A 15,590-nucleotide genomic window follows, 5' to 3' on the forward strand; every position below is an offset into this window, starting at 1 on the left:
GGTTATCCACAGATCATGCCAATCAGCTCAGTACCAGCGCTCTTCGCCCGGCGGACGTTTCTTGAAGCGCTTCATGCTCCACATGTACTGGCTCGGATACGCCGCGACATAACGCTCGACCACTTTGCTCATGGCCGCGCAGGATTCGGCGGTATCGGTGCTGTACATGGCTTCCGGCGCCGCTTCGAGGATCACTTTGTAGCCGGAACCGTCGGGCAGGCGCAGCGCGTGGAGGAACACGCCTACGGCTTTGCCACCCGCCAACATGTTCGGCACGAATTTGCTGGTCAGCGCCTGCGTGGCGAAGAACGGCACGAAGATCCCGGCAGATTCGGCCGGTTCCGGGTCAGCGGGAATGCCCACTGCACCACCCTTGCGCACTTCCTTAATGACACTGAGGATGCCTTCCTTGGTGGAAGCAGCGACTTTGTTGCCCAGTTGCACGCGCTGTTTGCGCAGCAATTCGTCCACAGCCTTGAGCTTCGGCGGACGGTAGAAAATGATCGGTTTGCACTGGCTGCAATAGAAGTGGTTGAGCACTTCCCAGTTGCCCAAGTGGCTGGTGATGCCGACCACGCCTTTGCCCGAGGCCAAGGCATCTTTCAGCACATCGAGACCCTCGACTTCGCGCACCAGATCGATCGAACGCTGCGCCGGCCAGATCCACGCGCAGGCGCTTTCGGTCAGCGACTTGCCAATATCCTTCAGACTCTGCCCGACCAGACGCTCACGTTCGGCCGGATCCATCTGTGGAAAACATTTCGCAAGGTTGATCCGCACCACGTCGCGGGAGCGGTTGGGGGTTTTCCACATGATCCAGCCGATCGCCGAACCCACGGCCTGCACAGCCCGCCATGGCAGCAGGGCAAACAGCCGCAGAGCGCCTACCAGCAAGGCGCCTTTAAACTTTTCCACAGGTCACTCCTGATCTTGTGCGGTGCGCGAGGCGGCCATTCTAACCGCCGTTGGCGAGCTGCGCGTAGCGGTCACAATCCTGAGTGTGATCCATGACCATGCCCGAGGCCTGCATCAGCGCGTAGCAAATGGTCGGGCCGACGAACGTGAACCCGGCCTTTTTCAGGCCTTTGCTCATCGCCAGCGCTTCGGGGGTGATCGCCGGGACTTCGCTGCGATCCTTGAAATGATTGATGATCGGTTGGTCGCCGACGAACGACCAGAGGAACGCCACCGGATCCTCCAGCGCCAGCCAGGCCTGGGCATTACGGCGGGCGGCGTTGAGTTTGAGGCGGTTGCGGATGATCCCCGGGTCGAGCATCAATTCGTCGATTTCGGCGTCGCTCATCTGCGCCACCCGCTGCACATCGAAGCCGAACAACACCTCGCGATAACGCTCGCGTTTGCGCAGCACGGTGATCCAGGACAGCCCGGCCTGGAACCCTTCGAGCAAAAGCAACTCGAACAAACCCTGCGCATCGCGTAGCGGCGTGCCCCACTCCTGGTCGTGATAAGCCATGTACAGCGGATCTTCGGTACACCAAAAGCAGCGTGGCATAAGGCTCCAGGGGGCGTGCGCAGCAATGAATCGGGTATACTCCCGCTCTTTAAATCGCAGCCCAAGAAACAGGTGAATTTCGTGAGCCAGCCTACGCCAGCCGTGCGTACCTTCCAAGACTTGATCCTCGCGCTCCAGCAATACTGGGCCGAGCAAGGTTGTGTGGTACTTCAGCCCTACGATATGGAAGTAGGCGCCGGCACTTTCCACACCGCGACCTTCCTGCGCGCCATCGGCCCGGAAACCTGGAACGCCGCTTACGTGCAACCAAGCCGCCGTCCGACTGACGGCCGTTACGGTGAAAACCCGAACCGTCTGCAGCACTATTACCAGTTCCAGGTCGTCCTGAAGCCGAACCCGGACAACTTCCAGGAACTGTACCTGGGCTCGCTCAAGCATGTCGGTCTGGACCCATTGGTTCACGACATTCGCTTCGTCGAAGACAACTGGGAATCGCCGACCCTCGGCGCCTGGGGTCTGGGCTGGGAAGTCTGGCTGAACGGTATGGAAGTGACTCAGTTCACTTACTTCCAGCAGGCTGGCGGCATCGAGTGCTACCCGGTGACCGGCGAGATCACTTACGGTCTCGAGCGTCTGGCCATGTACCTGCAAGGCGTGGATTCGGTCTACGACCTGGTCTGGGCTGACGGCCCGATGGGCAAAGTCACCTACGGCGACGTGTTCCACCAGAACGAAGTGGAGCAGTCCACTTACAACTTCGAGCACGCCAACGTCGACAAACTGTTCGAACTGTTCGACTTCTATGAAGGCGAAGCCAAGCGTCTGATCGAACTCGACCAGCCGCTGCCGTTGCCGAGCTACGAAATGGTCCTGAAGGCTTCGCACACCTTCAACCTGCTGGATGCGCGCCGGGCGATCTCGGTAACCGCACGTCAGCAATACATTCTGCGCGTACGCACCCTGGCGCGTTCCGTTGCGCAAGCCTACCTGCTGGCACGCGCCAAGCTGGGCTTCCCGATGGCGACCCCGGACCTGCGTGACGAAGTACTGGCCAAGCTGGAGGCTGCACAATGAGTGCGCAAGATTTTCTGGTTGAACTGGGCACCGAAGAACTGCCACCGAAAGCCCTGAACACCTTGGCTGAGGCGTTCCTCGCCGGTATCGACAAGGGCCTGCAAGCCGCTGGCCTGAGCTACGAAACCAAAACCGTCTACGCCGCGCCGCGCCGTCTGGCTGTGCTGATCACCGCGCTGGCGACCCAGCAACCGGATCGCAGCATCAACCTCGACGGCCCGCCGCGTCAGGCGGCGTTCGACGCTGACGGCAATCCGACTCAGGCAGCACTGGGCTTTGCCAAGAAGTGCGGCGTTGATCTGAGCGAAATCGACCAGAGCGGCCCGAAACTGCGTTACAGCCAGAGCATCGCTGGCAAGCCGACCGCAAGCCTGCTGCCGACCATCGTCGAAGATTCGCTGAACGACCTGCCGATCCCGAAACGCATGCGTTGGGGTGCGCGCAAGGAAGAGTTCGTGCGTCCGACCCAATGGCTGGTGATGCTGCTCGGTGACCAGGTCATCGACTGCACCATCCTCGCGCAGAAGGCCGGCCGTGATTCCCGTGGTCACCGCTTCCATCACCCGGAAAGCGTGCGCATCGGTTCGCCGTCGAGCTACCTCGCTGACCTGCGTGCCGCCTATGTATTGGCCGACGCCAACGAGCGTCGCGAAATCATCAGCAAGCGCACCGAAGAGCTGGCCACCCGTCAGGAAGGCACGGCCATCGTTCCGCCGGCACTGCTCGACGAAGTAACCGCGCTGGTTGAATGGCCGGTGCCGTTGGTGTGCTCATTCGAGGAACGCTTCCTCGACGTGCCGCAGGAAGCGCTGATCACCACCATGCAGGACAACCAGAAGTACTTCTGCCTGCTGGATGCCGACGGCAAGTTGCTGCCACGTTTCATCACTGTGGCCAACATCGAAAGCAAAGATCCACAGCAGATCATCGCCGGTAACGAGAAAGTGGTTCGCCCACGCCTGACCGACGCAGAGTTCTTCTTCAAGCAGGACAAGAAGCAGAAACTCGAAGCTTTCAATGATCGCCTGAAGAACGTGGTGTTCCAGGAAAAACTCGGCAGCGTCTACGACAAGGCCGAGCGCGTATCGAAACTGGCTGCGTACATCGCCGCACGCATCGGCGGCAACGCGTCGTGGGCTGCCCGTGCAGGCCTGCTGTCGAAGTGCGACCTGGCCACCGAAATGGTCGGCGAGTTCCCGGAGATGCAAGGTGTCGCCGGTTACTACTACGCCCTCAATGACGGCGAGCCGGAAGACGTCGCGCTGGCGCTGAACGAGCAGTACATGCCACGCGGTGCCGGTGCAGAACTGCCGGCCACGCTGACCGGTGCAGCCGTCGCGATCGCTGACAAGCTTGACACTCTGGTCGGTATCTTCGGTATCGGCATGCTGCCAACCGGCAGCAAAGACCCGTATGCCCTGCGCCGTGCGGCACTCGGCGTGCTGCGTATCCTCATCGAGAAGAAACTCGATCTGGACCTGAACGACGCCGTGGCTTTCGCCGTGGCCGCGTTCGGTGCCAAGGTCAAGGCTGCCGGCCTCAACGAAGCCGTGCTGGAATTCATCTTCGACCGTCTGCGTGCGCGTTACGAAGACGAAGGCGTTGAAGTGGCCACTTACCTGTCGGTCCGTGCTTTGAAGCCGGGTTCGGCGCTGGACTTCGATCAGCGTGTGCAAGCGGTGCAAGCCTTCCGCAAACTGCCGGAAGCGGCAGCGCTGGCGGCGGTGAACAAGCGCGTATCGAACCTGTTGAGCAAACTCGAAGGCGCGGTACCGACCGAGGTGCAAGCCAAGTACTTCGACAACGCCAACGAGTTTTCTCTGTACTCGGCGATCCAGCAAGCGGATCAGGCTGTACAGCCAATGGCTGCAGCGCGTCAGTACAACGAATCGCTGGCACGCCTGGCGGCATTGCGTGAGCCGGTCGATGCGTTCTTCGACGCAGTGATGGTCAATGCCGACGACGCCAATGTGCGGGCCAACCGTTACGCGCTGCTGGCGCGTCTGCGTGGTCTGTTCCTCGGTGTTGCCGACATTTCGCTGCTGGGTTGAGGGATTGCTGTTGAAACTGCTGATTCTCGATCGGGACGGAGTGATCAATTACGACTCCGACGCTTATATCAAGTCGGTGGCGGAGTGGATTCCGTTGCCCGGCTCGATCGAAGCGATTGCGCAGTTGAGCAAGGCCGGCTGGACGGTGGCGGTCGCCACCAACCAGTCGGGCATTGCTCGCGGCTATTACGACCTCGCCACCCTCGATGCCATGCACGCGCGGTTGCGCGAACTCGTGGCGGAGCAGGGCGGTGAAGTCGGGCTGATCGTGTATTGCCCGCATGGCCCGGACGAAGGCTGCGATTGCCGCAAGCCGAAACCGGGGATGTTGAAAACCATCGCCGCGCATTACAACGTCGAGCTGACCAATGTCTGGTTCGTCGGCGACAGCCTTGGTGACCTGGAGGCCGCCAAAGCCGTCGATTCACAGCCAGTTTTGGTAAAGACCGGAAAAGGCGCAAAGACTCAGGGCAAAACCCTGCCGGTTGGCACTCTGATTTTTGACGATCTGGCGGCGATTGCCGCAGAACTTATCCACAACTAGAGTACTTCTGAAGTTCCTGACCAGGGATTGATCGGGAGTGCGCTTGAACACTCGGGCATTGCCCCGTAACGGTAAACGTCACTATGTCGATACTGCGGGCCATCAGGATTTTTCTCTTTTACCTGCTGCTGGGCACCACTTCCCTGCTGTGGTGCAGTTTGAGTTTTTTTATCGCGCCGTTTTTGCCATTCAAGGCGCGTTATCGTTTTATCAACGTGTACTGGTGCCGTTGCGCCTTGTGGTTGACCAAGGTGTTTCTCGGTATCCGTTACGAAATCAAAGGCGCGGAAAACGTGCCTGACCGGCCCTGCGTGATTCAGTCGAACCACCAGAGCACTTGGGAGACGTTTTTTCTCTCCGCTTATTTCTCGCCGCTGAGCCAAGTGCTCAAGCGCGAATTGCTTTACGTGCCGTTCTTCGGCTGGGCCATGGCCATGTTGCGGCCGATCGCGATTGACCGGGACAACCCGAAAGCTGCTTTGAAACAAGTCGCGGCGAAGGGTGATGAGCTGCTGAAGGACAACGTTTGGGTGCTGATCTTCCCCGAAGGTACACGCGTTCCTTACGGCACTGTCGGCAAGTTCTCCCGCAGTGGCAGCGCTTTGGCGGTGAATGCGGCGCTTCCGGTGCTGCCGATTGCACACAATGCCGGCAAGTTCTGGCCGAAAATCGGCTGGGGCAAAAAGTCCGGAGTGATCACCGTGGTCATCGGTGAGCCGATGTATGCCGAAGGCACTGGCCCTCGCGCCGTCGCTGAGTTGAACGACCGGGTACAAGCCTGGAACGAGAAGACCCAGCGCGAAATGGGCTCACTGCCACCGGCCCCGCAGGCACCGGCCGCAAGTGATCAGATCGCTGTCTGAGATTTTGTGGATAACCTGTGTACGGTTTTGTTGAAAACGCTTGAATATTGAAATTAAGTGATTGATTTACTTATATATTTCTCAAGCTCATAAAAGACCGTAAAAGGTGCATAAGTTTTTTTCGAATGTAAAAAAACCGGCTGATATAGCCGGTTTTTTTGTGCATGATCAGTCAGGGACAAGCGGTAACTCAAGCAGGAAGGTGGTGCCTTGATCAACCACGCTGCGGCATTCGATTTTGCCGCCGTGATGATCGACTACCGCTTTGACCATCGATAAGCCGAGGCCCACGCCGTCGATGCCCTGCGCGGAAGAAAAACGTCGGTATTGGCTGAACAGGTCGGGCAATTCATCAGCGGCGATGCCCTTGCCTTGATCGATCAATTCACAGTGCAGCCACCCCTCGCGGCAACTGACGCGCAGGGTGATAGTGGTATCCGCCGGGCTGTACTTGATCGCGTTCTCCAGCAGGTTGAACAGCGCGCGGGTCAGCAAGCCCTGATCAGCATTGATCAGACGCTCCTGCGACTCTTCATCCATGTCATGCAGCAGCTCGATACGTTTCTGCTGGGCGATGGGCAACGCTTGATCCAGCACGTCCAGCACCAACATCGCGAACAGCGTCGGCTGAAATTGGTAAGCCTCGGATTCGGCCCGCGCCAACAGAACAAACCCGTCAGTCAGATCCAGCGCGCGACGTACTTGGCGTTCGATTTGTTCGAACAACGGCGCATCGGCCCCGACTTGATAACGGTGCACATCGAGCAAGGCGAGGATCGCCGAATGCGGCGCGCGCAAGTCGTGGGAAAGAAAGCGCAGCAACACACTGCGCTGTTCTTCGGCGGCGCGTTCGGCACTGAGGTCGGTGAGGCTCAGCAGCCAGCCAATTGGCGTGTCACCGTCCACCGGAAGGAGGGCGGCACGTTCCAGACGCAGGCTGCGCTCCTTGTGATCACGGAACTCCAACAGCGGCAGGCCGGATAGCGGCGGGCGCAGCTCTGTGGATAATTCCGGGTAACCGAGCCACTCGAGTTGATCGAGGACGTCATCCCCCACCAGGTTGTTATCGAAGAGCTGGCGAGCCTTGCGATTGCCCAACAGTATCTGCCCCTTGGGGTCACTGATCAGTGTGGCAACCGGCAGGTACTCCAGACCGTCGGCGATAAAACGCCGGGTATCGCGGGTGCGGCTCATGGCTTGTTCGAGCGCCATGATCTGACCCTGCAGGCGGTCAGCCCCGGTGAATTGCGAGCGACGGCGCTCGGGGAAAACTTTCGGTTCACTGTCCAGTCGTGCCAATTCCCAACCGAAATAGGTCAACACCACACTCAGGCGCCGCCAATTCCAGATCAGATAACCGAACAACATGCCCAGCAATGCCGGCGTCGGCGACCACCAAAGGCGCATTTCTGCCAGAGCCGCACTGGCTAGCAGTGCACACGCCATGCCGATCAACGTGACCCAAAGCGCCCAGCGCGGACGCCATAACAGCAGCCCTAGACTGCCTGCCACCCAAGCGACCGACAACAATGCGCCCGTCGCCGGATGCGCATCGTGCAAGTTGATCTGCGCACGGTAAGACAGCAGCGCAGTCAGCGGCAACAGCACTAGACTTATCCACAACCACTCACGCACCAACTGTCGAAACAGTCGCTGCACCTGACTCGGCTCACGGCTTTCGCGCCGGCGCTGATTGTTCATGGGGAAAAAGGGCAGGGCAGGGTGAATGCTTTCATAGGTCAAAGGTCTGAGACGTAGACCCGAAGAATCATAGCGGACGTCGACCAACGGCGGGCCGCTTACTTTCAAGGTGATGACCAAGCGACTATGGTTGACGCCCAACTGCCCAAGCAACAAGGAACCACCGCGTATGCGCGTTGCGATACTGGACGACGAACCCGCCGAACTGCGCCGGGTCGAGCAAACCCTGCAGCAAATGGCCGATGCCGGCGAACAGCCGTGGTCACTGCACAGCTTCGAGCGTGGTGAAGACCTGTTGCGACAGCTACGCCGGGAGACCTTCGACCTGCTGATCCTCGACTGGCAACTGCCCGACCTCACGGGTCTATCCCTGCTGCGCTGGACCCGCGAGCACATGGAAGCGCCACCGGCAGCGATCATGCTGACCAGCCGCGATGGCGAAAACGATATCGTTCAGGCGTTGAATGCGGGGGCGGATGATTATGTGAGCAAGCCATTCCGGCCGAATGAACTGAAAGCGCGCGTAGCTGCGGTGTTGCGTCGACATAGTCAGCAACGTGCGGCAGCGACGGAAGTGCTGAGCTTTAATGACCTGACGTTTGATGACGCCGAACTGACCGTTACCCGGGAGGGAAAACCAATCGTCATGACCGAGCGTGAATATCGACTGGCTCGGTGCCTGTTCAGCAATCTGGGCCGGCCGTTGTCGCGGGATTATCTCTATGAGCGGTTCTGGCCGCATGAGGAGATGGCGTCATCGCGACCGTTGGATACGCACATCTACCGTCTGCGCAACAAACTTGGGCTGACGGCGGAGCGGGGCTGGCAACTGCTGACCATTTACGGGTATGGATATCGGCTGGAGAGTGTCACGGCAGCGAGCGAGTGACGAGGGCAGGCCAACGGCATTGCGTTGGCCCTGGCGGGCACCAGTGATCAATGAAAGGTCAATGCCAGCAATCCAATCGCCAGTTTGCGGATGTCTTCTCCCCAGCCGAGATCATGCGGACTGACTGCCAGCGGAAAATGCAGCTGGATACGCAGCACGCCTTGTTGCGCAACGAGGGCCTGCACCTCGGCAGGCAGGTTGATATTGATTGTGTTGCTGGTGGCGTTGGTCAGGCTGGCAGAGATTACCGGCATGTTATTGATGCTGATATCCACCGTTTGGCGCGGCGTTTTTTCAGACAGGAACGCGTTGGTTTCAAGCGTCAGTGAACTCACGCCAGCCTTGGGGCGCAGGATGATCTCGGCATCCGGCCCGACCGATCCGGTGCCCCACGCCTCGGCAAACCACCAGCCTTTTCCAAGTGCAGCCGTGCCCCGACTGCCCTCCACAAACTGCAGCTTTTCCCCGGCGTCGAATGAAGGGATCAAATCCCGGGAAGCACCGGCCATGAGCGGCAGACAATCAGCGCAGCGCTTCCAGCCCGGGGCCAGCACATGGAAGCCGTCAATCCTGGCCAGCATATCGCTGTCGTCATCCACGTTGAGCGCCGCTTGCAGCGCTGACCGCTGCTCAAGCACGTAGAGGGTATCGCGCTCATACTTGCCGGAGTCGATGGTTCTGGCGGCAGTACGCTGCAGATCCTCCTGCGCTTGCGCACTCACTCGGCCCAGGTACACCGCATCGGTGGCGAGATGATTCCGGCCCGCGTAATCGGAGAGGGTCATCCAATGAGTCGTCAGGTTCTGCGGAATCACGTAGCGGACTTTTTGATAATGCGCTGCCGCGCTTTGCCAGAACGGATTGACCATCGGGGTTTTCCACGTCGCAGCAGGTGTGACCATCTGCTGCCGGCGTATGCCTGACCAACCGGCACGGGTGTCGAAGACCTGTACCAGAAGGGCTGTCACCAGCAGCAACAGCGCAGTCCGTGGCGCCGCGTTACGCGCGATCAGGAACACCACCGCAAAGATCGCCGCGTACATGACCGGCCAGATCATCCGCCCCGAAGCGCGGAAAATACCGGCCATGGAAATGATGGGGTCAGGCAACCAGTAGACGAACTCGAGCGGTCCGACGCCGATCCTGTTGGAGAACGCAAAAAGCATCAGTCCAAACAGTGCCAGCAGCAATAACCAGCGTTTGCGCATCGTTGCAACGATCTGGCCTTCGCCGGAGCAAATGAACCACAGCGCGCAAACGAGCAGAAACATCACCCCCAGCCCCGGGAAAGCCATGCCGGCCGAATCCCCAGGTACGCCAGGTACATCGCCGAGGACGCGAGACCATCCAGCGGGGTCGAAAAACGTCAGCACATTGGCGCGAAACAATCCGAATCCGAATGAAGCCAGTCCCTCACCTTCAACGGTGAAATAGCCTGCTTGCCAGCAACACACCCCGGTCAGCAACAGCAGGCCAACCAGCTCGACAAACGCCTTTTTCAGCAGCAGCTGCCGCCTCAATGATCGGGCCAGCAAGTCGGCGAGCCAGATCAAGCCAACCATTGCCAACAGATAAGCGTGTACCAAGGCCGCGACCGCCAGCAACGTGCCCCAGGCCGGACAACGCCGCTCGACATGAGGGCGCAGGGCCAGATACAGGGCAGCCAGGATCAGGAAGTGCCCGGCGAGGGATAAATGCTCTGCCATCCGCGAAATCAGCGCCGGGTTGAACAGAAACAGTGCCGCCCCCAGCAAACGCAGCGCAATGTTGGCGGTGGCCAGGCCCATCAGCTTCCAGGCAAACCAGCCCTGCAACACAAAACACAACAACAGCCACAGGCCAAAGTACTGGAAAGGCTCGGGAAGCCATGCGGCAAAGGGTTTGAAGATCAACGCCAGCAGCGGGTTCGAATCCGAGTAGATGATCGCGCTGCTCAGCTCCAATCCATACGAAGGATTGAGCCCCAGCGGCAACGACCAGGGCGAATGCCTGAAAAACACCCAGCCAAGGTAGTGCGTTGCCGGATCACCGCTGCCCAGCCACGCAATGTTTTGCGGGTTTAGCGCCCTTGGACCGATGACAATAAAAAAGGCCAGAACCCCCAACAGCAGGGGCAGCACATTGACCGATAGACGTGTGACGGAATCCTTCCTTACGCATTGATGAGTCAATTGATTGCTCTTTTTTTAGTCGTTTTTCTACAATCTGGCCGCCGCCTGTCTGCGACGAAAGAGCCGCATCGTATCGCGCTTCAAGACGAAATTGAACGCAAAAAAAAGCCCGCTTGCGCGGGCCTTTCCTCTGCGGAGTCGGCAACCTAGAAGTCCAGATTGGATACCGCGAGAGCATTGCTCTCGATGAAGTCACGACGAGGTTCGACCGCATCACCCATCAGGGTGTTGAAGATCTGGTCTGCGCCAATGGCGTCTTCGATAGTGACTTTCAGCATGCGGCGCACGCTTGGGTCCATGGTGGTTTCCCACAGCTGATCCGGGTTCATTTCGCCCAGACCTTTGTATCGCTGGATGGTGTGGCGCTTGGTGCTTTCCGCCATCAGCCAGTCCAGTGCTTCCTTGAACTCGGTGACCGCTTTCTTGCGCTCGCCACGCTGGATGTACGCGCCTTCGTCGAGCAGGGTGCTCAGTTGAGCGCCGAGGGTGACGACGGTTTTGTAGTCGTTGCTGCCGAAGAAGTCGCGGTTGAAGGTGACGTAGTTCGACAGGCCGTGGGAGATCAGTTCGACCTCTGGCAGCCAGACACCACGTTCACGGTCTTCACGCAGGCTGGCCTTGTAGACCAGACCGGATTTTTCAACGGTGCGCAGACGCGCTTCGTACTGGGCCAGCCACTCTTGCATCGCTGCGTGGTCGCCGAGCTTTTCCAGGCTCACGGCCGGCAGGTAGATGAAGTGCTCGGTCAGTTCCTGCGGGTACAGGCGCGACAGACGCTTGAGGGTCTTCATCACCATGCGGAAGTCGTTCACCAGACGCTCGAGCGCTTCACCGGAAATGCCCGGGGCTTCTTCGTTCAGGTGCAGGCTCGCATCTTCCAGGGCCGACTGCGTCATGTACTCTTCCATGGCGTCGTCGTCTTTGATGTATTGCTCTTGCTTGCCTTTCTTGACCTTGTACAGCGGTGGCTGAGCGATGTAGATGTAGCCGCGCTCGATCAGCTCCGGCAACTGACGGAAGAAGAAGGTCAGCAGCAGGGTACGGATGTGCGAACCGTCAACGTCAGCATCGGTCATGATGATGATGTTGTGATAACGCAGCTTGTCGATGTTGTACTCGTCGCGACCGATACCGCAGCCCAGTGCGGTGATCAAGGTGCCCACTTCCTGGGAAGAGATCATCTTGTCGAAACGGGCTTTCTCGACGTTGAGGATCTTGCCCTTCAACGGCAGGATGGCCTGGGTCTTGCGGTTACGTCCCTGCTTGGCAGAGCCGCCCGCGGAGTCACCTTCCACAAGGTACAGTTCGGACAGCGCCGGGTCTTTTTCCTGGCAGTCAGCGAGCTTGCCCGGCAGGCCGGCGATGTCCAGCGCGCCTTTACGGCGGGTCATCTCACGGGCCTTGCGCGCAGCTTCACGGGCACGCGCAGCGTCGATCATCTTGCCGACGACCAGCTTGGCTTCGTTCGGGTTTTCCAGAAGGAAGTCGGAGAAGTACTTGCCCATTTCCTGTTCGACCGCGGTCTTCACTTCGGAAGAGACCAGCTTGTCTTTGGTCTGCGAGCTGAACTTCGGATCCGGCACTTTCACCGAGATGATCGCGGTCAGGCCTTCACGGGCATCGTCACCGGTGGTGGCGACTTTGTGCTTCTTCGCCAGACCTTCCTGCTCGATGTAGTTGTTCAGGTTACGCGTCAGTGCCGAACGGAAACCCACCAGGTGAGTACCGCCGTCGCGCTGCGGAATGTTGTTGGTGAAGCACAACAGGTTCTCGTTGAAGCTGTCGTTCCACTGCAGGGCGATTTCCACGCCGATGCCGTCTTCACGCTGGATGTTGAAGTGGAACACCTGGTTGACCGCAGTCTTGTTGGTGTTCAGGTATTCAACGAACGCACGCAGGCCGCCTTCGTACTTGAACAGCTCTTCCTTGCCACTGCGCTCATCCTTGAGGACGATGCCGACACCGGAGTTGAGGAAGGACAGTTCACGAATGCGCTTGGCGAGGATGTCCCAGCTGAAGTGAATGTTCTTGAAGGTTTCGCTGGAAGCCTTGAAGTGGATCTGGGTACCGGTGGTTTCACTATCGCCAACGATGGCCATCGGCGCCTGAGGTACGCCGTGGACGTAAGTCTGTTCCCAGATCTTGCCGCTGCGGCGAACAGTCAGAACCAGCTCTTCGGACAGTGCGTTCACTACCGACACACCTACACCGTGCAGACCGCCGGAAACTTTGTAGGAGTTGTCGTCGAACTTACCGCCAGCGTGGAGGACGGTCATGATGACCTCGGCGGCGGAAACGCCTTCCTCTTTGTGCACGTCTACCGGGATGCCACGGCCGTTGTCTTTAACGGTGATGGACTCATCCGGGTGGATGATGATGCTGATGTCGTCGCAGTGGCCGGCGAGGGCTTCGTCGATCGAGTTGTCGACCACCTCGAACACCATGTGGTGCAGACCGCTGCCATCGTCGGTGTCACCAATGTACATACCGGGACGTTTGCGTACGGCATCCAGGCCTTTCAGCACTTTAATGCTCGTTGAGTCGTACGTATTTTCTTCGCTCAATGCCTTCACTCCCGATGGTCGTGGGTCTGGGTGATACGGCCCTGTTCCACGTGGAACAAAGCGACTGGCGTTTCCGTCTGCCAGCCTTCCCTCAATAATTCGTGATCTACACAGGTGATAAACACCTGGCAGCGTAAGTCTTCCAGCAAGCGACACAGCGCGCGACGATGGCTCTCGTCCAGCTCGGACGGCAAGTCATCCACCAGATAAATACACTGACCGCGTCGGGCCTGGCTTACCAGATGCCCTTGGGCAATCCGCAGTGCACAGACCACCAACTTCTGCTGACCCCGGGACAAAATGTCCGCGGCGTTGTGTGCGCCCAATCTAAGACGCAAATCAGCCCGTTGTGGTCCTGCCTGGGTATGACCCATTTGCTGGTCCCGTTGCACGGAACCTGCCAGTACGGCGCTCAACTCCCGGTCTTTGTCCCAGCCTCGGTAATAGCTGAGCGTCAAACCTTCGAGCTCAACCAGTTCGCTCAAGGTTTGTTCAAAGACTGGTTTCAAGGCTTTGATGTAAGCGCGGCGGTATTCATCGATTTCAGCGCTGGCCTGGCACAGTTCCCTGTCCCAAACCGCTTGCGAAACGGCGTCAAGTGTACCATGCCGCAGCCATGAGTTTCTCTGGCGCAAGGCCTTCTGCAAACGCTGCCAGGTGGCCATGAAGCGCGGCTCGACGTGGAACACGCCCCAGTCGAGAAACTGCCGACGAATCTTCGGCGCGCCTTCAAGCAGGCGGAAGCTGTCGGGGTTGATCAACTGCAGCGGCAGGATCTCCGCCAGTTGCGCGGCGCTGCGGGCGTTCTGGCCGTCGATGCGGATCTGGAACTCGCCCTGACGATCGCGCGAGATGCCCAAAGCGCTATGCCCACCCTCGGCCAGTTCGACCTGACCGAACACGGTACAGGCGAGCTGCTCATACTGGATGACCGGCAAAAGCCGCGTGCTACGGAACGAACGGGCAAGCCCCAGCAGATGAATGGCTTCCAGAACACTGGTTTTGCCGCTGCCGTTGGCGCCGTAAAGAATATTGATGCGGGGGGAGGGGGAGAAGGTCACCGGGTGCAGATTGCGCACCGCGGTGACCGAAACACGACTTAAGGACATCCAGAGTCAGCTGATTACAGACGCATCGGCATGACAACGTAAGCCGAATCGTCGTTGTCGGACTCTTGCACCAGCGCACTGCTGTTGGAGTCGGACAGGATCAGGCGAACCTGCTCGGTGGTCATCACGCCCAGCACGTCGAGCAAATAGCTCACATTGAAGCCGATTTCCAGGGAGCCGCCGTTGTATTCAACGCCCACTTCTTCTTCCGCTTCTTCCTGCTCCGGGTTGTTGGCCTGGATCTTCAACTGACCGCTGGCCAGTTGCAGACGGATACCGCGGTACTTCTCGTTGGACAGAATCGCGGTACGGCTGAACGCTTCACGCAGCGCCTGGCGATCGCCCAGTACCAACTTGTCGCCGCCCTTCGGCAGAACGCGCTCGTAGTCCGGGAACTTGCCGTCAACCAGTTTCGAGGTGAAGGTGAATTCGCCGGTGGTCGCGCGGATGTGGTGCTGGCCCAACACGATGCTGACGTTGCCGTCCGGCTCGGTGAGCAGACGTGCCAGTTCAAGGATACCTTTGCGCGGCACGATCACCTGATGGCGATCAGGCTGGCCGATATCGGCTTTCATCGAGCACATGGCCAGACGGTGACCGTCGGTGGCCACGGCGCGGATGATGCCTTCGGACACTTCCAGCAGCATACCGTTGAGGTAGTAACGCACGTCCTGCTGGGCCATGGCGAAGCTGGTGCGTTCGATCAAACGACGCAGTTTGCTTTGCTCAAGGCTGCAAGTCAGCGAGCCCGGACCCTCTTCAACGGTCGGGAAATCGTTGGCTGGCAGAGTCGACAGGGTGAAACGGCTACGGCCAGCCTTCACCACCAGTTTCTGCTCGTCGACCTTGATGTCGATCAGCGCATCGTTAGGCAGGCTTTTGCAGATATCCATCAGCTTGCGTGCAGGCACGGTGATGGAACCTGTTTCCGCCGGCTCCTCAAGTTGCACACGACCGACCAGCTCGACTTCCAGGTCGGTACCGGTCAGCGACAGTTGCTGGCCTTCGACTACCAACAGCACGTTGGACAGTACCGGCAAGGTCTGTCGACGCTCGACGACGCCTGCGACCAGTTGCAGGGGTTTCAACAGGGCTTCGCGTTGAATGGTGAAATGCATGGTCTAGTCCCTTGCCTTAATAAGCTGCGCTG

At 59.1% G+C, this 15,590-nt stretch carries 12 protein-coding genes; 5 read left to right on the plus strand and 7 right to left on the minus strand.

Annotation, left to right across the window (positions count from 1 at the left end; genetic code table 11):
• Positions 1-27: 27 nt before the first annotated feature.
• Positions 28-915: a lysophospholipid acyltransferase gene (locus CKW17_RS09670; RefSeq protein ID WP_008084359.1), complete on the minus strand. Its 888-nt coding sequence runs from the start codon at positions 913-915 to the stop codon at positions 28-30.
• 40 nt (positions 916-955) lie between these two features.
• Positions 956-1,513 carry a DNA-3-methyladenine glycosylase I gene (locus CKW17_RS09675; protein ID WP_034152197.1) on the minus strand — a complete coding sequence of 186 codons (558 nt, stop codon included), beginning with the start codon at positions 1,511-1,513 and terminating at the stop codon, positions 956-958.
• An 81-nt stretch (positions 1,514-1,594) separates the two neighbouring features.
• On the opposite strand from CKW17_RS09675, the gene glyQ reads away from it, so the two are divergent.
• The 4 genes from glyQ (at position 1,595) to CKW17_RS09695 (ending at position 6,006) form a co-directional block, all read left to right on the plus strand.
• Entirely contained in the window at positions 1,595-2,548 is a 954-nt protein-coding gene (glyQ, locus tag CKW17_RS09680) for a glycine--tRNA ligase subunit alpha (protein WP_034152298.1), read from the plus strand.
• A complete protein-coding gene (gene glyS / locus CKW17_RS09685; RefSeq protein WP_095119687.1) occupies positions 2,545-4,599 on the plus strand; it encodes a glycine--tRNA ligase subunit beta in 2,055 nt (684 codons plus the stop codon). The genes glyQ and glyS overlap by 4 nt, the downstream gene beginning before the upstream one ends.
• Positions 4,600-4,603: 4 nt before the next feature.
• Positions 4,604-5,143, plus strand: coding sequence for a D-glycero-beta-D-manno-heptose 1,7-bisphosphate 7-phosphatase (gene gmhB, locus CKW17_RS09690; protein WP_175552759.1), 540 nt, complete (start codon positions 4,604-4,606; stop codon positions 5,141-5,143).
• Between the two features lie 83 nt (positions 5,144-5,226).
• On the plus strand, positions 5,227-6,006 hold the full coding sequence (locus CKW17_RS09695; RefSeq protein ID WP_095119689.1) for a 1-acyl-sn-glycerol-3-phosphate acyltransferase: 780 nt from the start codon (positions 5,227-5,229) through the stop codon (positions 6,004-6,006).
• Positions 6,007-6,174: 168 nt separating this feature from the next.
• Here the strand turns inward: CKW17_RS09695 and CKW17_RS09700 are convergent, their stop codons facing one another.
• A complete protein-coding gene (locus tag CKW17_RS09700) occupies positions 6,175-7,707 on the minus strand; it encodes a HAMP domain-containing sensor histidine kinase (protein ID WP_095119690.1) in 1,533 nt (510 codons plus the stop codon).
• Positions 7,708-7,876: 169 nt separating this feature from the next.
• Here CKW17_RS09700 and CKW17_RS09705 point away from each other — a divergent pair, with 169 nt between their 5' ends.
• The gene (locus tag CKW17_RS09705) at positions 7,877-8,596 is read left to right on the plus strand and encodes a response regulator transcription factor (protein WP_095119691.1); all 720 of its coding nucleotides are present in this window, start codon (positions 7,877-7,879) and stop codon (positions 8,594-8,596) included.
• Positions 8,597-8,643: 47 nt separating this feature from the next.
• Here the strand turns inward: CKW17_RS09705 and CKW17_RS09710 are convergent, their stop codons facing one another.
• The 4 genes from CKW17_RS09710 to dnaN form a co-directional block, all read right to left on the minus strand.
• Positions 8,644-10,767, minus strand: coding sequence for a DUF6311 domain-containing protein (locus tag CKW17_RS09710; protein ID WP_095119692.1), 2,124 nt, complete (start codon positions 10,765-10,767; stop codon positions 8,644-8,646).
• A 146-nt stretch (positions 10,768-10,913) separates the two neighbouring features.
• Entirely contained in the window at positions 10,914-13,331 is a 2,418-nt protein-coding gene (gene gyrB, locus CKW17_RS09715) for a DNA topoisomerase (ATP-hydrolyzing) subunit B (protein ID WP_007911885.1), read from the minus strand.
• Positions 13,332-13,336: 5 nt separating this feature from the next.
• Positions 13,337-14,440, minus strand: a complete 1,104-nt coding sequence (gene recF / locus CKW17_RS09720) for a DNA replication/repair protein RecF (RefSeq protein ID WP_003220208.1) — start codon at positions 14,438-14,440, stop codon at positions 13,337-13,339.
• 14 nt (positions 14,441-14,454) lie between these two features.
• Entirely contained in the window at positions 14,455-15,558 is a 1,104-nt protein-coding gene (gene dnaN, locus CKW17_RS09725) for a DNA polymerase III subunit beta (protein WP_007911887.1), read from the minus strand.
• Between the last annotated feature and the right edge of the window lie 32 nt (positions 15,559-15,590).

The organism is Pseudomonas sp. Irchel s3f10 (genome assembly GCF_900187515.1).
Classification (GTDB): Bacteria; Pseudomonadota; Gammaproteobacteria; order Pseudomonadales; family Pseudomonadaceae; genus Aquipseudomonas; species Aquipseudomonas tensinigenes.